General features: G+C 68.6%; 13 protein-coding genes. 5 read left to right on the top strand and 8 right to left on the bottom strand.

What is annotated here, in order from left to right:
* Positions 1-301: 301 nt before the first annotated feature.
* Positions 302-2,242, top strand: coding sequence for an ATP-binding protein (locus ACIBVL_RS09720; RefSeq protein ID WP_399094590.1), 1,941 nt, complete (start codon positions 302-304; stop codon positions 2,240-2,242).
* A gap of 107 nt (positions 2,243-2,349) precedes the next feature.
* On the opposite strand, the gene ACIBVL_RS09725 is transcribed toward ACIBVL_RS09720, so the two are convergent.
* A complete protein-coding gene (locus ACIBVL_RS09725) occupies positions 2,350-2,937 on the bottom strand; it encodes a sigma-70 family RNA polymerase sigma factor (protein ID WP_399094593.1) in 588 nt (195 codons plus the stop codon).
* A gap of 394 nt (positions 2,938-3,331) precedes the next feature.
* Between ACIBVL_RS09725 and ACIBVL_RS09730 the strand changes: the two genes are divergently transcribed.
* Complete coding sequence (locus ACIBVL_RS09730; protein WP_399094596.1) at positions 3,332-4,258, top strand: SGNH/GDSL hydrolase family protein; 927 nt, start codon at positions 3,332-3,334, stop codon at positions 4,256-4,258.
* Between the two features lie 514 nt (positions 4,259-4,772).
* On the opposite strand, the gene ACIBVL_RS09735 is transcribed toward ACIBVL_RS09730, so the two are convergent.
* Both ACIBVL_RS09735 and ACIBVL_RS09740 read right to left on the bottom strand, forming a co-directional pair.
* Positions 4,773-5,381: a GNAT family N-acetyltransferase gene (locus ACIBVL_RS09735; protein WP_399094599.1), complete on the bottom strand. Its 609-nt coding sequence runs from the start codon at positions 5,379-5,381 to the stop codon at positions 4,773-4,775.
* Positions 5,382-5,886: 505 nt separating this feature from the next.
* Positions 5,887-6,321, bottom strand: a complete 435-nt coding sequence (locus ACIBVL_RS09740; protein ID WP_399094602.1) for a trypsin-like serine peptidase — start codon at positions 6,319-6,321, stop codon at positions 5,887-5,889.
* Between the two features lie 396 nt (positions 6,322-6,717).
* Between ACIBVL_RS09740 and ACIBVL_RS09745 the strand changes: the two genes are divergently transcribed.
* Positions 6,718-8,571, top strand: coding sequence for an AMP-dependent synthetase/ligase (locus ACIBVL_RS09745; protein ID WP_399094887.1), 1,854 nt, complete (start codon positions 6,718-6,720; stop codon positions 8,569-8,571).
* Between the two features lie 547 nt (positions 8,572-9,118).
* Here the strand turns inward: ACIBVL_RS09745 and ACIBVL_RS09750 are convergent.
* Together ACIBVL_RS09750 and ACIBVL_RS09755 are read right to left on the bottom strand one after the other, a co-directional pair.
* On the bottom strand, positions 9,119-11,263 hold the full coding sequence (locus tag ACIBVL_RS09750) for a BTAD domain-containing putative transcriptional regulator (protein ID WP_399094605.1): 2,145 nt from the start codon (positions 11,261-11,263) through the stop codon (positions 9,119-9,121).
* Between the two features lie 778 nt (positions 11,264-12,041).
* Positions 12,042-13,673, bottom strand: a complete 1,632-nt coding sequence (locus ACIBVL_RS09755) for a long-chain fatty acid--CoA ligase (RefSeq protein WP_399094890.1) — start codon at positions 13,671-13,673, stop codon at positions 12,042-12,044.
* Positions 13,674-13,995: 322 nt separating this feature from the next.
* On the opposite strand from ACIBVL_RS09755, the gene ACIBVL_RS09760 reads away from it, so the two are divergent.
* Positions 13,996-14,832, top strand: coding sequence for a thioesterase family protein (locus tag ACIBVL_RS09760; RefSeq protein ID WP_399094608.1), 837 nt, complete (start codon positions 13,996-13,998; stop codon positions 14,830-14,832).
* A gap of 333 nt (positions 14,833-15,165) precedes the next feature.
* The gene (locus ACIBVL_RS09765) at positions 15,166-17,250 is read left to right on the top strand and encodes an ATP-binding protein (protein WP_399094611.1); all 2,085 of its coding nucleotides are present in this window, start codon (positions 15,166-15,168) and stop codon (positions 17,248-17,250) included.
* Between the two features lie 101 nt (positions 17,251-17,351).
* Here ACIBVL_RS09765 and ACIBVL_RS09770 read toward each other — a convergent pair whose 3' ends face one another.
* The 3 genes from ACIBVL_RS09770 to ACIBVL_RS09780 all read right to left on the bottom strand — a co-directional run bounded on the left by ACIBVL_RS09770 (position 17,352) and on the right by ACIBVL_RS09780 (position 20,686).
* Positions 17,352-17,795 (bottom strand): SRPBCC family protein, encoded by a 444-nt coding sequence (locus tag ACIBVL_RS09770; RefSeq protein WP_399094614.1) that lies wholly within the window; start codon positions 17,793-17,795, stop codon positions 17,352-17,354.
* A gap of 131 nt (positions 17,796-17,926) precedes the next feature.
* Positions 17,927-19,270 carry a carotenoid oxygenase family protein gene (locus tag ACIBVL_RS09775; protein WP_399094617.1) on the bottom strand — a complete coding sequence of 448 codons (1,344 nt, stop codon included), beginning with the start codon at positions 19,268-19,270 and terminating at the stop codon, positions 17,927-17,929.
* Between the two features lie 66 nt (positions 19,271-19,336).
* Complete coding sequence (locus tag ACIBVL_RS09780) at positions 19,337-20,686, bottom strand: MFS transporter (protein WP_399094620.1); 1,350 nt, start codon at positions 20,684-20,686, stop codon at positions 19,337-19,339.
* Positions 20,687-20,882 lie beyond the last annotated feature (196 nt).

Consider the following 20,882-nt stretch of genomic DNA (forward strand, 5'->3'; position numbering starts at 1 on the left):
CGTATACGGCCCTCGTCGGAGTACCGGAACCGACCGTCGCGTTGCGTGAGATCGCCCACTCGAGGGCGCAGCCCGTACTCAGTCGGTCCGATGCGATCACATGCGAGAATCCTCGATCGTAAGTGATCTGAACGTCTGCGCCATCCGCGCGACAGCGAACCGAGGGGCCTGCATGAGTGGCGGCGGAGCCGGCTGGATAGGGGCCCAGTTACAGGAGGCACGAGACCGCGCCTTCGCGGGCCGTGTGGCCGAGCTGGGCCTCTTTCGTTCCGCGTTGTCAGGCGACGCGAAAAGCCTTGCGGTGCTTTACCTGCACGGACCCGGCGGCATCGGCAAGTCGATGCTGTTGCGCCGCTTCGCCGCCGAGGCACGGGCGGCGGGACGCGAGGTGCTCGAGGTCGACGGGCGGATCACCGAGCCCACACCCCAGGCCTTCGAAGAGGAGGCCGGGGCGGTACTCACCGGCGAGCGAGTCGTGCTGCTCATCGACACCTTCGAGCGCTGCCAGGGCCTTGAGGGCTGGCTGCGGGACAGGTTCCTGACCCGTCTGCCGGCCGGAGCACTCGTCGTCATCGCGGGACGCCAGGCACCGGAGGCCGGGTGGACCTCGGATCCCGGCTGGGCAACACTGATGCGGACCGTGGCGCTGCGCAACCTCACCCCGGACGAGGCCGCCGCCTTCCTGAACAACCGCGGAGTACCGCAGCGGACCCATGACGCACTGCTGGCCTTCACCGGTGGCCACCCCCTCGGCCTCGCGCTCGCGGCGGCGGTGGCGATCCAGGACGAGGAGAGCACCGGGGACTGGGAGCCGAGCCGGGATGTGATCGAGACCCTGCTGCCGCAGCTGATCGGCGAGGTGCCCTCACCGATCCACCGGCGGGCGCTGGAAGTGTGCGCCCACGCGTACGTGACCACGGAGACACTGCTGCGCGCCGTACTCGGTGACGCGGCGGTGTCGACGTTCGCCTGGCTGCGGGGTCTGCCCTTCGTCGAGTCCTCTCGACACGGACTGTTCCCGCACGATGTGGTGCGTGCGGCGCTGGAGGCGGACCTGCGCTGGCGTGATCCCGATGGGTTCGCGGAGCTGCACAGTCGGCTCCGCCGCCACCTGTTCGATCGGATACGGACGGTTCCGGAGAGCGGGATGCTGTCTGCGGTGGGCGAGTTCTTCTATCTGTACCGCACCGATCGCTACATATCCGACTTCAACAGCTGGCGCGGTGACGGCGAGGTGGTGCTGCATCCCTGCGATCCGGAAGAACACACCGCGGTGATCGACCTGACGACCAAGGTGGAAGGGCCGGAGTCGGCTGCCCTGGCCCGATTCTGGCTGGACCGGCAGCCGGATACCTTCCGCGTGTACCGGTCCACGCGGAGCGGCGAGATCGTGGGCTTCTCCACCTGGCTGCGACAGACCGAACCGTATGGCGAGGACGTCGACCCCGTGGTCGCGGCGGCCTGGAAACACGCCCGCAGCACCGCCGCGCTGCGGGACGGTGAGCACCTGGCAGTGTCCCGGTTCCATGTGCCCGGGCTGGCCGGGGGAGGCCAGCCGAAGATATCGCCGGTCGAGGACCTCCACCAATGGCGATTCGTGGCCGAAGTCGTCCGCGCCGGGCCGCGACTGGGCTGGTCGTACCTGGCCATACGGGCCGTGGAGTTCTGGCATCCCTATGCGACGAGCCTCGGCCTCGTCCCGATCGACGACCGGCCTCGGATCGGCGACGTCACGTACGTGCTGTTCGCCTTGGACTGGCGGACGCAGCCGCTCTGGGCGTGGGCGGAGCAGAAGACCCGTCTGATGCTGTCGAACAGCGTGGCCGGCGCTCCCGATGAGGCGTCGCCCTCCGGCGGGCCCGCCGAACTCACCGTATTGTCCCGGCCCGAATTCGAGGCCGCCGTGCGCGACGCGCTGCGCAAGCTGCGCACCCCGGAGAAACTCACGGCGAACCCGTTGGCCCGCAGCAGGCTGACCGTCGAACAAGGGGCGGCACTGCGGGACGTGCTGATCCAGGCCGTGGAGGCGCTGGCAGAGGAACTCGGCGGTGAGAAGTACCACCGGGCGGTGGCGACAACCTATCTGCGGGGCGCAACCACCCAGGAAGGGGCCGCAGCACGGCTGGGCCTGCCGTTCGGTACATATCGCAGGCATCTGGTCGGCGGCGTCGAGCGGCTCTGTGACGCCCTGTGGCGCCAGGAGATCCACGGAACCGCCCCGGGCGGGCACCGGTCGTCGTAGCCGTCGGATGTCCCTGACCGCGGTGCCGGTCGGGGACCTGCCAGGGCACGTTCGGGACGCCGAGAGTACGAGCGGTACCGGACGTCGCTGTTGGCGAGCCCGGTCCGTCAGACGGTGGCGTCCAGGACCCCGCGGGTCATCAGGGCGGTCTTGAGAGCCCTGGTGGCGTAGTAGGAACGGGATTTCACCGTGCCCGGAGGTACGCCCAGGTGTTTCGCGGCGTCGGCCACGCTGTATCTGGAGTAGTGCATGAGCCTGATGACTTCCTCGTGCTGCGCGCTCAGCTCCCGCAAGGCGTTCCTGACCACCTGTGAGGTGAGCATCCGGTCTATCTGATCGGGAGTCGGCGTCTCCGGTCTTTCCGCCGCCGGCACCTCCGCCGGGCGTATCTGCCGTGCCCGGTGGTGGTCGATGACCAGGTTGCGTACGACGGTGAACAGCCAGGGACGGGCCGCGTCCGTGTTCCGCAGGAAGTCCAAATGGTTCAACGCCCTCGCGGCCGCTTCCTGGACGACATCCTCCGCCTGGTGCCAGTCGCCTCCCAGGAGCCGGGCCGCGTACCGCAGCAGATCCGCGCCGTGCTGCTCGTACAGTCCCCTGATGAATGCCTCGCGGTCGGCGCTCTCGCCTGCCAGCTGCGCAAGTGGCGTGGGGTGCTCGGTGGAAGCGCCGACGGTATCGGTGGTGCGCCTCATGGCTTGGAGTCCTCGTGCTCGAAAATGTGCAAGTAGCGTGTCAACGCCGTGCGTTGACGTCCCTACGCTCATGCACGGGACTTGGCCGGAGCTTGTCGTCGGATTGCTGAGGGGCACGGCGGGCGCCGCCCGCGAGAAGTCGGCCGCACCGAACGACATGGCCTGACGCGCGGTGAACCGATGCTCCTCGCTCCTCGTTGAGCCACTTCGAGAGCGTCCGCGGCGGACCGACGGGCCCACCGCCCGCTTTACCAGGTCCCGGCCGGGCCGTGTCCGTTTCCGACCGACCGGCACACGGCCGTGGCTCCCGGGCGCGCGGCTGTCACGAGCACGGCACGCCGCATCCATCCATCCCTTTTCACAAGAATCCAGAGGCGTTGTGGCACATCCCAGAATGACGCATTCCCCCATCCGGCTGTCCCGCCGGCACCGCGCGGCCGCAGGGGTCGCGGCCGCCTCGGCCGCTCTGTTCTCTCTGTGCGCGCCGGCCGCGACGGCCCAGAGCCCGGCGGTCGCCGCCGGCGACGGGCCCAACTATGTGGCGCTCGGTGACTCCTACGCCTCGGGTGCCGGGCTGCCCGACGTGAAGGACAAGGACTGCGACCGCACCAAGTACGGCTACGCCCACCTGATCTCCACGAGTTCCGCGGTGGCGGGGCTGAACCGCGCCTTCAAGGATGTCACCTGCAGCGGTGCCACCACCCGCGAGTTCTGGAACAGCAAGGGCACCACGCCTCCGCAGGCCAATGCCCTCACCCCCAACACGAAGCTCGTCACGCTGACCATGGGCGGCAACGACGTCGGCTTCGTCGAGGTGCTCACAACGTGCACGAAGCAAGCCATCCTCACCGGCCTGAAGGGCAGCCCCTGCAAGGCGGAGTTCACGAAGGGCGGCAAGGACGAACTGGGCGAGCGCATCAACACAATGGAAGGCCGCATCCGCGATGTGCTCGCCGAGGTCAGGCGACGCAGCCCGGACGCCAAGGTGATCGTCGTCGGTTACCCCGCGCTCTTCCCGGACAACGGAGTCGGCTGTCCGAGCGCGGGAGTCCCCATCGCCGAGGGTGACTTCGCCTTCCTGCGGGACACGACGAAGAAGCTCAACCGGGCGCTGCAGCGCCAGGCGGCAGCCGGCGGCGTCGGTATGTACTTCGCGGACACCTACGCGTTGACGGCTGGTCACGACATGTGCCAGCCCGGCAAGGAGCGGTGGATCGAGCCCCTGATGAAACCTGCCGAGGACACCCAGATCGCTCATCCCAACAAGTTCGGCCAATACGCCATGGCCTTGTCCGCCATGGTGCAGATCAACAAGCAGTAGTACCGCGCCGACGCGTCGGCGCTGATCCTGCGCCGACGCGTCGACCACCCGGTAGCGCGGCGGGACGGCGGTGCGACCGGCCGGGCCGCCGCGTTCCGGTTTCGCCTCCGTCGTCGGAGAGCTGTCGGCATGCGTCCGCGGGAGCGTCGGGGGGACCGGATCGGCCCCCGCGCGCCGGTGGGGCACCAGAGCACACTCGTGGCTGGTGACGGCCTCGGCGTAGGGAGGTGATGTCGCCCGCGACGCGCTCCTGCCCTGGACGCCGGGCGAGCAGCTCGCGGGCCCCGCCCACCCAGAGCACGTCGAGGTGGATGGACAGCGCAAGTCGTCGAGCAGGGCACCCACGAGGACCTGCTCGCCGGCGCGGACATCCGCGGCTTCGCGAGCGGGTGCGACGAACGTCCGTGTACTCCCCTCGGATCCCCGGCGAGGCGGGCCCCTGCCACAGGGCGAGGGCGTTGGCATTCCAGATCTCCTCGGGGATGCTCGCCGCTACCCTCCCCAGCCCGCTGTACTACGCGCTGCGGAGCCGAAAAGCCGCGAGCCGGGTCCCAGTCACCGACCCGGCGGAGCCGCCGCAGGGCGTCTCCTGATGTCGTGGTGCCGTGACGGCGTTCGGCAGGGCGGTCGCATCACACCTTCGCCGTACAGTTCCCCGCAGGTCCTTCACCTCGATGCTCACCCTCAACAGGCCGTCGTCGTAGGTCTGTTGGAAAGGCACACCCAACTCCTGGAGGCTGCGGCCCAGCGACTGACTCCCCCGGCGGACATAACCGTGCATGGAGGTGTACCCGGCGTCTTCCGCTGCGCCGACCAGTGCCCCCAGCAGACGTCGGCCCACTCCCCGCCGTTGGTGCGCGTCCTCCACCAGGAGGGCGGCCTCGCAAGAACTGCCGTCCCCGTCCGGAAGCAGGTGGGCCAGACCGATGATGTGGGCCCCTGCCGTCACAGCCGCGAAGGAACGGCCACCGCGAGCACCGAGCAACTTACGCACATAGGGTCCGCTGCGGGGCACTGGCTGCAGATAGCGGTTCAGAATGGTCTGTGGGGAACAACGTTCATGCATCGCAACAGCCGCATCGACCTGGCGTAGATCCAAGGCGTGGATCTCCAACTCGTGCATGACGGACTGTTGCATCGGAGACCTTTCGAGAAGTGGGCACTGTAGGTGGTGGCGAAGCCCGGCGAAGCGCATCCGCACGGCATTCCGCCTGAGCGAAGGCGTGTTCCGGCGGTACCCGCCGACGTACTCTCCCGCCGGCTCGCCCGCCCCCGGAAACCGCCCTGCCGTTCTGCTCAACGGACAGAACCGGCAACCGGTTCGATTCGGCCGCTCAGCCTGCTTCCCGGCTGCGACGGCCGGTCATCCGATGGGGATCGGTCCCTCCGAAGCGAACGCTGATCCCTTTCAGGACGCTTTCGGCCGCTGCCCCAAGGACGGGTCCTGCCACCCGGGTGGCGGAAGCGGAGCCGCCGGATACGACGGAGGTGTTGGAGACCAGCTCGGTTTCGCCCGCGCCGTCCGCAGCGAACCAACCGCTGGCGGACGAGCGCGCGGCCGTCGGGCAGCCCACGCGGTGCACCGCCGACGGGGGCGGGGCCTCCGCCCCTCGCCGGGACAGGCCCGCTCAGAGGCGCAGGCTCGTGGCGTCCGTCCCCTCCGGGTAACCCCAGATGACCAGCTCCCCCACAGTCGCAGGGCGAGATGCGAAGGCGACCGGGACGGCTGCCCCCACTATCTCCTCCAGCGACCTGCCCTGGGTGCCCGGGGGCGGCGTGACATGCAGTACTGCGAAGTCGAAGGGCGCGCCGGCGCCGTCGGCGACGGTGCCTTCGGCCCGCCATTCGTCGGACGTGGCCGCCCCGTCGGCCCACCAGTGCCCGAGCGGCGCCAACCGGGTGCCGGAGCCGGAAGAGAACGCGGCGGTGGACTTCCCGCGGGCGCCGAAGGACGGGACGAAGCTGATGTTCCGGAACCAGCCGCCTTCCCTCCCGGCGTGCAGACAGTGCGCGGCCGTCCACACGAGACTCGAGCGGCCCGGACGGGCCGGGTCCCGGATCACCGTGCCCGAGCAGGCGGACGGGCCCTGGGGGGTGTCGAAGAAGAGCTTGCCGACGGAAGCGGGGTGGGCTGCCGCGGGGGATTCCTCTGCGCCAGCTTGCGGGCCACCGCCGTGGCGGCCAGTCCGCGCGGCACGGGTATCAGGTGTTGTCCCGTCCGATGTCCGTTGCCCGTTGGTTCTTACGGCCGACTTCGACCTCGGGTTCACCCCTTCGGAGCGGTGGGAGAACGGCGGCTCTCGCGCTGTGCGCTGCGGAGCGAACCGGCCGCGGAAAGCGCACGTAGTGCCTGTGCGGGCCTGCTGTGGGCCGCTGATGCGGAGTGATCGGGCATGAGAGATCCGGATCGCCGGCACGGGCAATTCACTTCTGTACGCATCCGAGAACCGAGAGGGCGTATGCAAACACATTCTGCGGCTGTCGTCGCCGGGCACACGAGCGGCGGGCTCGCCGACGCCGTGTTCGACAGAGCGGCCCGTCGGCCGGGATTCGTTCAACTGGCACGAAGAGTGGGTGACAAATGGATCGACATGACATCAGGCCGATTCGCGGAAGATGTCAGGGCGTTGTCCCGAGGGCTCTTGGCCCGTGACATCGCCGCCGGGGACAGAGTGGGCATTCTGTCGGCGAACCGTTATGAGTGGACCCTCTTCGACTACGCACTGTGGACCATCGGCGCAATATCCGTCCCGCTGCATCACACGTCCCCCTCCGAGGAGATCGCGCGGGTGCTCTCCGAGACCGAAGCTGTGGCATGCATGGTCGAGAAGACGGAGCACCACGTAAAGGTCGGTGCCGCCATGCATCTCCTCCCGGCGCTGCGTGACATCTGGCAACTCGACGAGGGAATCGTCGACCTGCTCATGCACGAGGGCCGACGGGTGGACAACCGACAGGTGGAGGAGCGACGCAGCTCGGTCGGGCCGGACACACCGGCCACGATCGCGTACACGGCCGGGACGACCGGCGAGCCCAAAGCGTGGCTGATCACGCATGGAAACCTGGCAGCACAGGCGGATTCCTTCATGCGGCACACGCAGGAAATCATCCGGGAGTCACCAAGAGGCCGGAGGGCGTCCACGCTCCTCTCCCTGCCCCTTTCCCACATGTACGGGCGCACGGTTCAGGTCTGCGCGGTCAGGCACGGCATACAGCTGGCCCACAGCTCCTCCATGCAGCCACCAACCCTGCTGAACGACCTGCGATCGTTCCGTCCCACACTTGTGCTGGCTGTTCCCGAGGTTTACGAGAATTTTTTTCACGCCGCTCAGCGGGCCGCCACCGAGAAGGGGCGGCAAAGGGTCTTCCTACGGGCCGTGAAGGCTGCCGGCGACTATGCCGTCGCCTACGAGGAATACATCTTCAGCGGCGGCCCGCGCCCCTCCGCCCGGCTTCGGTCGCGCCGCACCCTGTATGACCTACTGGTCTACCGAAAGATCCGTCGTTCATTCGGCGGCCGTATGCGTAACTCCATATCCGGTGTGTCCTCCCTCAGACGAGATATAGGCCTGTTCTTCTTCGGCGCGGGTATCGCCGTACACGAAGGGTACGGACTCACCGAATCCTCCGCAGGCATAGCATGCAACCCGCCCGGCCGTATCAAGTTCGGCACGGTCGGACAAGCGGTCGACGACGTCGACGTACGCATAGCGCAGGACGGCGAAATCATGCTGAGGGGCCCGCAGATTTCCCGGGGAACCCCGACCGGTTCACCACCGGAGCCGGCTGCCGGCGGTGCCGGCTGGTTACCGACCGGCGATCTGGGCCGCTCGGACGGGGACGGGTACCTCCACATCACCGGCCGCAAGAAGATGGCCATCGTGACGAGCGGTGGTCTGCGCGTCTCCCCCGAACCGCTCGAGGAAGGCGTGCGAGCCCATGCCCTCATCGCCCAGTGCCTTGTGGTCGGTCAGGGGCGTCCTTGCCTCGCGGCACTCATCACCCTCGACTGGAAGGTTGTGGAGCACTACTTGTCGGCCACAGGACTCGAACGCTCGGAACTCATACGGTCGGACGTCATACGGCAGGAGATACAGCGCGCGATCGGCCGGGTGAACGCCACCGTTCCCGGATCCGAAGCCATTCAGGACTTCCGTATCCTGCCCGACACCTTCACCGTCGCCAATGGGATGCTCACATCGGCTCTGAGAGTCCGACGTGCCCACGCCACGGCCGAGTACCGCGATGTCATCGACGCGATGTACGCGACCACCGACCTCACGGCGGGGCAGGCGGTGCGCGACCATGACTGACGGGTTGATTCCCGGACCAGGCCTACCTCGGCCGTCCGCAGTGACTCTCCCGGGAGGAGCAAGCCGGAGGCTTGCGCCCCCGTCCTTCACGATGCTGCGGCTCGCCGCATGCGCGCTGGTGACAGTGGGAGCCGCGATCGCTTGGCCCCAGGCCGACGAACGGGGAGGCGACGATCGTGTCAGCGCGGGCCGAGTCTGCGTCTCCGCACTCCCACCCGGTATGGAACTCTCCTGCGGCACGTACGGGTTCGGGGATCTTCGCCGTGTCTGCCAGAGCGACGCCACCGGCGGCCGGTGTGCGCGGACCAGCGCGGTGACCGTGCGCAACACCGGACACACCGTCGTGCACGTGAGCGTCATCAGCGGGCCCAGGCAGGGCATCCGAGAGCAGGGGATGGACCAGGTACTCGCTCCCGGACGGTCGGCCACCCTCCGCCCTGGACCGGCACGAATCCTCTTCGACATCACCTTGCGTCATACGGGAACTCCCGACGGCCGCCTTGAAGTGACCGATGTGCGGTGACGGAGCAGCCTCGGGGCCGGGCGCTCAGGCACGCCGCACCGGCAGGTGGACCACGTTCGTCCCTCCGGTGACAGTTCTGCCCGGCCCTGCCCCGAGGGCCACTTCCGGCATCGCTCCGCTTCTCCGCTCCCGTTCCGTGCCCGCGCGACCCCCGAGAGCACGGGACAGCCACTCACCCGCCTTGTCCACGTCGTTCCGCCGCAGGCACGCGTATCCGGCCCTCAAGGCAGCGTGGGACACCTCGTGTTCATCGACCAGTGGGCCCGCAGCGACGGCATGCTCAGCGACCGATTCGACACTGCTGCGGGGCCGGGCAGCCAGTTCCTGGTACGCCGCCGCGTGCAGCTCACAGCTGCGCGCTCGGCGCAGGCCCGCCCTCAGCACCTCACGGACCAGCCCGCAGGAGAAGCGGTACACCCCGGGTGCCCATGGCGTCCTGCCCGCCGACCACACCACGAGACCGGACTCCGCGGCGACGTCCAGGCCGGAGAGTACGGCCTGCCTCGAAAGCGAGCCCATCGCCGCCAGTACCGGCACATCCAGCTCGTCCCCGGCGACGGCAGCGATCTCCAGCACCTGCCGCACCTGTGGAGCAAGGGCCCGCAGCCGGGCCCGGATGACGGACGCCACGGCGCCCGGGATCGTCAGATGCGGGCCCGTCCGACGGCCGGCGGGCAGGCGCAGAAGTTCCGCCAGGAAGAACGCGTTGCCACCGGTCAGTTGATGCAGCGCGGCCGCCTCCGACTGCGGACCATCGACGGCCGCACCGGCACCGGCAGAACTTGCGGCGGAATCTCCGTCCGACCGCAGGATGCCGGCGATGTCCTCGAGGGTCAGCGGTTGGAGTTCGAAGCGTTCCGCGCCGCACCGTGCGAGAGCCGCGAGCAGTTCCTCGGTTCCGGGTTCGTCGCCGGGATTCGCGGCGCACACGACCAGCAACGGCGTATCCCGTACCAGCGCGGCGCAGGTGGCCAGTTCGTTCATCACCGCCGGGGTGGCACCCTGGACATCGTCGATCAGGCAGAGCACAGGGCGCTTGTCCTCGAGTCCGCTCGTGTGCGGCCTGCCGTGTTCGCTCCCGAGCACGCCCTCATGTGCGCCAGTGCCCCCCAGGATCCCCGTGCCCACGGTTCCCCCGGCCGGGCGGACGGCCTGCGCCTCCTTCGGGTGGCGGAACCAGCGCACCGTGAAGCCGCGCTGTTCGGCCTCGGCTCCGAGCACCTCCAGCAGGCGGGTCTTGCCGGTACCCGCTCCGCCCGACACCACCGCCCACCGGGTACTGCCGGCGCGTGCCACGGACAGCAGCTCGCTCAGCCGGGCCAGTTCGGCCTCGCGTCCTGCCAGCCGTACCCGCCCAGGGGAGGGAGCCCGTCGGCTCACGTCGGGGGCAGGGGCGACGCGGACGCTTGTCCGCACAGCAGGATGCAACGCAGCGGTGTCATGCCGGAGGATCGACATGTGAACCCGTTGCAGCGCGGGCCCCGGCTCCGTGCCCAGATCCTCTGCCAGAAGGCGGCGGACGGCATCGAAACGACGCAGCGCCTCACCCGCACGCCCCGCCAGATACAGGCCACGGAGCAGTACGGCCCAGGAAGCCTCACGCAGCGGATTCCTGCCCACGATCTCCTCGGCGACCGCGATGGACCGCATCACGTTCCCGTCTTCCAGCAGCAGACCGGCCTGAAGCTCTCGGGCGGACCATCGAAGCTCCGACAGGCGGTTCGTCTCACGCTGCGCGAAGAGCTTTCCGGCCGCGTCCGCATAGGGCCTGCCGCGCCACAGAGACAGGGCCGTCTCCGCCTCCGCACGTGCCTGAGCCCACTGCTTTTCCCTCGCAAGCCCATGGGCGTTCTGCACGGCGTCCTCGAACAGCCCTGCGTCTCGCTGCTCATGCGCGACGCGCAGCGCATAGCCCCCCGAGGTGTGGGTCAGCAGGCTGGTCCCCGATTCCCGGGAATCCCCCAGCGCGGAACGGAGCCTGCTGACGTGGGCACGCAGGGAGGACACTGCCGCGCCCGGCGGCCGTCCGTCCCACAGATCTTCGCAGAGCCGCTCGACCGATACCGGCCGGCCGTCCGCGGCGAGCAGGCGCAGAAGAAGAAGCCGCCGCTGCGGCGGCCCGAGCTCCACCGGGCCCGCGGTTCCGTTGACCTCCAAGGTGCCCAGCACACCGAAGGACCAAGTACCGGACGGTCCTGTATGCGCGGCCGTCCCCTTCTCGGACGCCTGTCGGCCAACTACCCGCTGCTGGGGGCCTTTTGCGGCGGTACTTCCCTGCCTCCCCGGACAGATCGTGATCATCTGCGGTGCTCCTGTCTCACGTGACGCCTGCCGCTCACGCTGCCGCAGAAGACTGCCCACTCTGAAGACCGCTCGTCTGCTCACTACTGCTCACTGTCCCTGGAACCGCTCCGCGGCCGGCACCGCGTCCCATACCCGGGGTCCAGATGACTTTCCGCAGAGCCCCGCGGGAAAACACGGTCGGCCAACCCGCCGCCGGCGAGGCACAGCGATGAACCCCGCACGGTTTCGTCCGTACACGCACGACCGGCCGTGTGGTCGAGCGGGGGCACCGTATCGGCCGTCCCTCACCCGGACCGGAGTCCTTCCGGCCACAGCCATCAAGTGGACGCATCCCCGAAACATGCGTCCACTCGCGTCACCGGGACGTGCCAAGGACACCAGGAAGCAGCGCGGTGCCGACTTGGTCGGGGCCTTTTGGACCGGCTCGGCCTGCCAAAAGCTCTGGTCCACTCACCCGGCCGGTGACTTCAGCGCAGGAGCAGACACCGTCCGCACGGGGATCCGCCCTTTCCGGGCACGGCGAACCCGTCCGGATGCATCGCTCCGGCGCTGCGTCCGGACGGGAACGGGATGGCGCGACTGCTCACGTGAATGCCACGGGTCCGGCCGACGCCTCCGTGCCTGCTCACCCGCAGTGACGGTTTCACGCCATGACTACCTTCAGGGCTCCTTGGGCGTACTGCTCGCGCAGTGCCTTCTTGTCGTACTTGCCCGTCGTGGTCATCGCGATCGCCGGAAGGAAGGCCCAGCGTTCGGGCAACTGCCAGCGTGCGATCCGGTCACTGAGGAAGCCCTTCAGCCCGGACGCATCGACCGGGTCGCCCGCCAGGACCACGCAGGCCAGGGGCCGTTCGCCCCACCGGTCATCGGGCACACCGATGACACATGCCTCCACAACCGCGGGATGGCCGACGAGGTGGTTCTCCAACTCGACCGAAGATATCCACTCGCCCCCGGACTTGATGACGTCCTTCATCCGGTCGGTCAGTGTGAGCCAGCCGTCCGGGGAGATCCGTCCCACGTCTCCCGTTCTCAGCCAGCCGTCGCTGAACCTGTCGGCCTGCGTCCCGGCGTCCTCACCGTAGTAGGAGCCGGTCACCCACGGGCCACGGACCTGCAACTCACCCACCGCCATGTCGTCCCACGGCAGTACCTCGCCGTGCGGGTCGACCAGCCTGGCCTCCACCCCGGCACAGAAGCGGCCCTGGCCGGCACGGTGAGCAGACGACCCCTCAGCCCCGGCACCCGCCACCGGACGGGCGAACGTGCCGAGCGGCGACGTCTCGGTCATGCCCCAGCCCTGCATCAGCGTGATCCCGTGCCGCTCGGCGTACGCACGGGTCATGGACTCCGGTGTCGCCGCTCCACCGGACCCGATCTCCTTCATCGACGAGATGTCGATCTCCGGATGAGCTTCCACAAAGCGCAGCAGATTGCCCCACACCGTGGGCACACCCAGGCCCTTGGTCGGACGGACGGCGGCAATGAACGCCGCCAGCGGTTCCGGCGCGAGGAAGCGGTCCGGCATGGCCAGCGAAGCACCGGTCAGAAACGCGGCGTAGGGCAGACTCCAGGCCAGCACATGGAACTGCGGCACCACCGCCAAAGCCAGGTCCCGGCGCGACAACGCGATGGCATCCGGCAGGGAAGCCGCCAGGGAGTGCAGGTAGATCGACCGGTGACTGTACACAACTCCCTTGGGGTCACCCGTCGTCCCCGAGGTGTAACACATGGCCGCCGCGGACCGTTCGTCCACGTCCGGCCATGGATAGCTGTCCGGCTGCCCCCGAAGCAACATGTCATAGGAGTACGCCTCAACACCTTGAGCGCGCACGGCGGACAGGTCGGCAGACCCGTTGACGATGACACACCGCACGGACGAAAGCCCCGGCAGCATGGGCACGAAGGCGGGCAACAGCGAATCGTCGACGATGACGACCTGGTCCTGGGCATGGTTGGCGATGTGCACGACCTGCTCGGGAAAGAGCCGGATGTTCAGCGGATGGATCACCGCGCCCATCGCCGGCACCGCGAAGTACGCCTCCACGTGTTGCTGGTTGTTCCACATGAAGGTGGCCACCCGGTCCCCCTCCGCCACCCCAAGAGCCCGCAGGGCATGGGCCAGCCGGGCGGCGTTACGACCGGTCTTCGCGAAGGTGGCGGTCGAGTGCCCCTCCGCTGTCGCCGTCACGATCGTACTGGTCGCGAAAACACGCGATCCATGCTCCAGAAGACCACGGATCTGAAGCCCTGCGTCCTGCATGGTGCTGCGCACTGATCCCCCAAAATCGTATGAGGCTCGGCTGATCGGACGTCCGCCACGGACGGACAGAACGAGGGGCGTCCACCGCCATGCGGCGCTCCCCGCAACCAGCAACGACCGAGACGACACCCCGGTTCAGACGGGGCCGGCCCATGGAAACAGCACCTCACAGCATTCGGTCACCTCATCCACGGGGCATTCCTCTCCCTGGTGAACCGAACGTCACAGCCCCTCGTGGTCCTCCATCGCCGGGTGTCGGCCTCGCCGCCTGACGCAGTGCGAAGGCGGCCATGCAACCGCCCTCAATCCTCCTCGAACGATGCGAAAGCGACGCATGAACCACACGTCAGAATTCGATCAGGCCATCTCACTCACTCGAACCGAAGACTCATCCGGGTATCGCGTCGATCTGGGGGATGGCTGGCGCTTCGGCGCCGGCATTCTTGGCGGGCTGCTGATGGCCTTGGCCGGCCGCGCCCTTTCGGAGGACCTGGGGAAAGCATCAGGCCACGGTGACCCCGTTTCCGTCAGCGCCCATTTCCTGTCCAGGTCGCTCGCCGGCCCGGCGACCGTGTGCACCGAGACTCTCCGCCGGGGGCGCACCGTCTCGAGCGGCATGGCCTCCATCAAGCAGGGTGATCAGGAGCGTGTGCGGGTGGTGGCCACCTTCGCCGATCTCGCCGGGAAGACCACCACCAAGCCGGCCTGGGCTTTTTCGGCTCCTCCGAGTATGCCGCCGCCCGAGCAGTGCGTGGGGAGCGAATTGGCACCACCGTCCCTCCTCGAGGAAGCACCATTTCTCGATCGGGTCGACTTGCGCCTTGCCCCCGATTGTGTCGGGTGGGCTCTGGGGGTGCCCTCGGGGCAGGCAACGATGCAGGGCTGGCTGCGCTTCCCGGACGACCGTGCGCCGGACCCCCTGATGCTCCTCCTCGCGGTCGACTGTCTTCCGCCGGTCAGCCTGGACCTCGGAATCCCCGGCTGGGCACCGACGCTTGAACTCACCACTCACATCAGGGCGTTGCCCGCGCCAGGCTGGCTGAGGCTGAGGCACTCGACCAGTCTTGTCGACAATGACTTCATGGAGGAAGACGCCGAGGTATGGGATTCGACTGACCGCCTGGTGGCACAATCCCGACAGCTGACGCGTCTGGGACGGCCGGACTCATGAGCACACCGCGGAGCGGGCGCCCTGCTTCGCTGATCCGCTCCGTTCAGGAACGGCATCACTCCTTGTATGTGCCCGTCCAGTTGGCCCTCTCGGCCACGAGCCGGGTGGTGAGGAGAGGGTTGTCCCGCAGGTCGGTTGCCTAGGGGTGCGCTCGAACCATGTGGCCGGTTTCACCGTAGTTCTGGGCTGAACCGTCCGGCACCGATGTGACGAGGTGTCCACTCAGCGGTTGCGCCCCAGTGTGGTCGCGGAACTTTCACCGGCCGGAGGGGCGGGTCGCAGCGGCGGTACCGGCCGCTCGGACCAGGGGACGACGGAGGTCAGGGGGATCTCATGAGCGATACGCTCGCCCCATTCGCCGGATCTGTCGACGGCGAACGGCATCGGCGTTTCGGCAGCCATCTCGCCAGGAGCAGAAAGCGCGTCTTCGTCGGTCGGCGAGAGGAACTGGCTCTCTTCCGCACCGCCATCCGGGACGGCGGCCAGGCGGCGGTGCTGTACGTCCACGGTCCGGGCGGCGTCGGCAAGAGCACCCTGCTCCGCCGCTTCGCCGACGAGGCCGTGAACAGCGGACGACACGTCATCGAAGTCGACGGCAGGACAACCGAACCCTCACCGGGCTCGTTCCAAGCAGTCGTCGGGAGGGTGCCCGATGGCTCCGTCCTGCTGATCGACACCTTCGAACGGTGTCAGGGTCTTGAGGAATGGCTTCGTGAACGCTTCCTGCCCGTGCTTCCGCACGACACCACCGTGGTGGTGGCGGGCAGGGAGGCGCCCTCCACCGACTGGTACATCGACCCCGCGTGGGACGAGACGTTGCATGTGCTGCCGCTGGGCGACCTGACGGACGATGACGCGCTCGACCTGGTCCGAGCCCGCGGAGTGCCGCCGAGGCTCCATGAACGGGTGACCGCCTTCGCAGGGCGCTATCCGCTGGCCTTGAGCCTCACGGCCACCGTCGTAGCCCGGCGCATGCCGTCGTCGACGGACTGGTCCCCGACTCCGAACATCGTCAAGACGCTGCTGCGCCACCTTGTCGGTAGCACTCCCTCCCCCATGCATCGGCATGCCCTGGAGGTGTGCGCCCACGCGATGACAACCACCGAGGACCTGCTGCGGAGTGTCTTCGGCGAGGAGCACGCCGCGGAACTCTTCGACTGGCTACGCGGTCTGCCGTTCGTCGAGTCCGGGCCCGGCGGCATCTTCCCGCACGACGTGGTGCGCGAGGCGCTCGACTCCGATCTGCGCTGGCGGGACTTCGCCGGCTACCAGAAGATGCACGTCCAAGTACGTGAATACGCCGTCGAGCAGGTCCGCCGTGCCTCGGTCTCCTCAGTGTTGATGGCCGCCCGCGCGGCGAACTACTTGTTGCACCACGGCCCGTTCACGTTGGCGTATCACTCGTGGCGAGGCAACGGAGAGGTGTACGAGGCGCCTTGCCGTCCGCAGGACCGGTCGACGGTGCTGGAGATGGCCAGGCAGGTGCTGGGTGGCGACTCGCCGGCAGCCGTGGAGTACTGGCTCGACCGTCAGCCGCAGGCGTTCAGGCTCTACCGGAGCTCCGCGACGGGCACGCTGCTCGGCTTCCTCGCCCACCTCGAGTGCGAGAGGTTCACCGCCGAGGACGCCACCGCCGACCCGGTGGTGGCCGCGCTCCTGCGCCACTACGGCGGGGACATGTCGACCCCGGCGGATGGCGTTCTGCGCCTGGCCCGCTATCTGGTCCAAGCCGAAGGAGGCGAGCGGCCAAGCCCGGCATTCGACCTGATGCGGCTCTCCGTGCTGGCCGACTTGCTGCGTATGGGCCGCCTCGCCTGGTCCGGACGTGTGCTGTCCGACCGGGAGTTCTGGGAGAAGGAGATGTCGCTCCTCGGACATGAGACCGTCGATGCCGGCCGGACTCCCGACGGGCGGTCCCACACGGTGTTCGTCATGGACTGGCAGGCCCGGCCCGTCGAGGCATGGTTGGACCACCTGTCTCGGCACGTGCTGTTCGGGTCCGACGCCGAGGCCGCCACCACTCACGCCGCCCCGCACAGCGAACCGGCACCGGAACCGACGGGCGGGGAGCTGACGGACGACCAGTGGGACAAGGCCGTCCGTGACCTGTTCCGGGCCTGGAACCACGAGGACGTGCTGGCCGCCAACCCCATCACGCGGCTGGTCTCCGGTGGGACTCCGGCGGAACGCGTGCACGCACTGCGGCAACAGCTCCTGCATGTGGTGGAGTCACTGCGCAGCGACCTGACCACTGCCAAGTACCACCACGCCCTCATCGCCACTTACCTCGGTCGGCAGACCACGCAGCGTGGAGCCGCCGCCCGTCTGGGGACTCCGTTCAGCACCTACCGCAGGCACCTGGACCATGGTCTGTCGGAGGCGGTCACCCGCCTCCGACGACAGCTCACCTCTCAGTGATCATCCCGTAATGGGGCAAGGTGACGCTCGGATGGGCGGGATGCCAGATCATGCCTCGGGGGGAGTGGGTGCAGTGGTGGCAGTGGTCCATCCGGAGTGGCTCAGCCATCACCACGCTCGGCGGCTTCCTTGAGTGCCTCGAGCCATGCCAGGAGGGAGCCTTCGAGAGCGGCGCGCATTCCCGCGGGATCGGCTTCGACCGGGGCGCCGGCCCAGGATTCGAGCGTGGTGACGACGGTCCCGGCCGGAGTCGGCTCGAACGTCCAGACGTGGACGCCCTCGATGCCGTGCGCGGGGCCGCCCCAGACGGTGCGGCTCTGCGGCTGTACTTCCATGACGGTGGAACTGATGCTCAGACCTGCCGTCTCCCAGTCGAAGACGCTGCCCTCGGTGAAGTCGCCGCCCAGCAGAGCCTTGTCGATCCCGGGATTCCAGCTGGGCCATTCGTTGATGTCGGTGTGCAGGTGCCAGAGGGCCTCAGGAGTGGCATCGATGGTGGTCTTCAGCTCGACGATGACGGGTGCGGAACGGTCGATGTCCTTCATGGTGTCTCCTTGGTGTGTGTGGTGGTCGGGTCGCGGTCCGCTGATCGTGGGACCGGTGGTCTGGCGATGCTCCGGGTGAGGCAGGAACGGGCCACCGGAGCGGGTGGCGTCGTGGTCCGGTCACGGCCCCGTCAGGATCGGTCCGCGACCCAGGACCCGTGGATGCCGGCCACGACCCTGCGCGGCAGGTGCACGGTGGCGACGGGGTCGGCCCGAACGTCGGTGGCGTCCAGTACGAGCAGTTGGGAAGCGTCGGCGTGCAGGTCGCTGAGGACCGTCAGCAGATACCCCTCGTCCTCAGAGGTGCTCCCGTCGGCGGGCACGAAGACCGCCTCGCTGGGCAGCCGTCCGTCACCGGCGTTCCTGATCTGCCGAGTTCCGGTGGCGCGGTCGTACTTGACAACACCGAAATTGCCGGCGCCCCGGTCGTCAGGGAAGGAGATCGCGTACTGGTAGCGATGTTCCTGGCCGACCATGTCGTCGTTGATGGTGGGGAACTCCACGACCAGGTCGTCCACGACCCGCTCGCGCAGCTTGCCCGCTGCCAGGTCGATCACCCACTGCCGGTTGTAGGAACGGGAGTTGGGGACAGCGCCCCGTCCCGGAGCACCGACCCACCAGTTCCAGGAGGTGTGGAAACCGTCCCGGTCGACCGTCGGACCCTCCAGCACGACCCTGCCCCGGTCGTCCTCATAGGCGTTCGCCGCGTGCAGCATGGATCCCGGCTCGATGTCGAACCACCTGACTGCCGCGGCTCCACCTTTCCCGCGCGGCACCACGCCTATCCGGGCGGGCTGTTCGTCCTTCCAGGCATAGGGGATGCCCGAGGTCTCGCTGTGGTCGAAGGTCACCGTCCCCTCGACGAACACCACGTACCGCTCGGTGATGGCGAAGTCGTGCTTGAGTGAGGCGCTCGCACCCGGTACCTCCTCGCTGTGGATCAGCTCCCCCTTGTCCGAGGCCACGTGGTAGGTCAGGTAGGGCGGGAACGGCGAAGAGCTGAAGAAGTGCAGGTCGCCGTAGACCGGGTCCTGCTTGGGGTGGGCCGTCATGACGTTGGTGAGCTTGCCGTCGAAGTCGTAGGCGCCGACCGTCTCCAGCTCCGGCGTCAGCTCGAAGGGAAGGTTGGACTCACACAGGGCCAGCAGCCGTCCGGCATGCTCGATGACGTGAGTGCCCGCGGTACTGGCCGTCAGGTCGGGACCCTTCTCCGTCATGTACGGCGCTCCTTCCAGCGCCGGGGTCCGGACCCACCGGTTGCGGTACCACTCGGCACGTCCGTCACGCAGCCGGATGCCGTGCACCATGCCGCTGCCCTTGAACCAGTGGGTGGGGGTGACACCCGGCTTGGGGTTGTGACCGTTGCGTATCAGCCGTCCGGAGAGCTCGGGAGGCAGATGTCCTTCGACGAGGAGGTCGTGGGCGGTGACCTCGTCGACGTGCGGGGTGTAGTGACCCGTCAGGTAGGGCTTCATAGGCCGTCCTTGTATGTGTTGGTGACGATGTGGTCCCGATGGGGGGACGCATGGCCGACTGCCGGCTTACCGGGTGGTGCTCACGGCCGGGCGTGACATGCGACCGGAGGTGCGCAGCAGATGGGCGCCGGCCCCGATGGCCGCGAGCAGGGAGATCGCAGCCGCGCCGATGAGAGCCCGGCGGTATCCCTGCGCCAGGGCTGCCGGACCAACCTCGTTGCTGGCGGCGGCCGTTGATGCGAGCAAAGTGAGCAGGGCGAGGCCCAGCGCCCCACCGACCTGCCGCGTGGTGTTGATGAGCCCGCCCGCCACACCCGCATGCCGGGGGTCGACGCCACTCACGCCGAGGGCGGTCAACGGCACGAAGGCCAGGCCGAGGCCGAGGCCGATCAGGACGCTCGGGCCCAGCAGGTCGTTCAGGAACGTGCCGTCGAGAGGCAACCGTGCCAGCCAGAGCAGTCCGGCGGCGAGTACGACGAGACCGGGAAGGAGCGTGGACCGCAGCCGTCCGGCCACCGCGGAGGCCGCCATCAGCGCGCCGGCGAGGGGAAGTTGCGTGAGGCCTGCGGTCAGGGGTGAGTAATCCAGGACTTTCTGCTGGTAAAGAGGCAGAAAGAAGAAGGTGCCGACCCACACCGTGCCGAGCAGCAGCATGAGGAGGTTGCCCGCCATGACGGACCTGTTGCCGAGCAGCGCGGGCGGGATCAGCGGATGGGTCGCGCGGCGTTCGAGCGGTACGAGCGAGAGCAGCAGAAGGATCCCTGCCGCGGGCACGAGAACCTTCCCCACCCAGGACCCGTCCCGCGCGCCGAGACCGTACACCAGGAGCGTCAGACCGGCAGTGACGGCGAGGGCGCCCGGCACATCCAGCCGGCCGCCGTGACCGCCGGTCTCGCGGGGGATCAGAACCGGCACCGACAGCAGCACGGGGACGCCGGCGGCCACACTCACCGCGAAGATCGACCACCACCCCAGGGCATTCGTGAGGACGCCGCCGAGGAGCACGCCGGCCGCTCCACCCGCCGCGGAGGCCGCGCCCCATACCCCGAGCGCCCTGTCACGGTCCGGGCCCGGCATGAACCGGGACAGCAGGATGGCGAGGGCCGCCGGCGACAGAGCGGCGGCGCCGGCACCCTGTACAGCGCGCGCAGCGATGAGGAGCCCGGCTCCCGCTGCAACGCTTGCCGCGAGTGACCCACCGACGAACAGCACCATTCCCGCGACGAATGCGGTGCGGCTGCCGAACAGGTCGGCCAGCCGCCCTCCCACCGGCAGCAGTGCGCCGAAAGCGATGAGATAGGCGTTGACGATCCACGTCATCCCGGTCTGCGAGAGACCCAGATCTCCGCCGACGGCGGGCAGCGCCACGTTCACGACGGACGTGTTGAGTACGACCAGGAACTGGGCCGCGGTCATCAGAGCGAGAGTGACACCACGGCTGCCTGAGTGCTGCGAAGGTGCATGGCCTCGCATGACAGCGACCTTTCGGGCTTCTGCTGGGACGGGGTGGGCACCCGGTGGGGCTCTCCCCGACGGGGGTGCGCACCACCCGGTGGGGCTCTCGCCCTTGCCGTCGTTTCCGTCGGCACGCCCCATGCTGTCCGCCCCAGGA

Source organism: Streptomyces sp. NPDC049687 (assembly GCF_044465285.1).
Classification (GTDB): domain Bacteria; phylum Actinomycetota; class Actinomycetes; order Streptomycetales; family Streptomycetaceae; genus Streptomyces.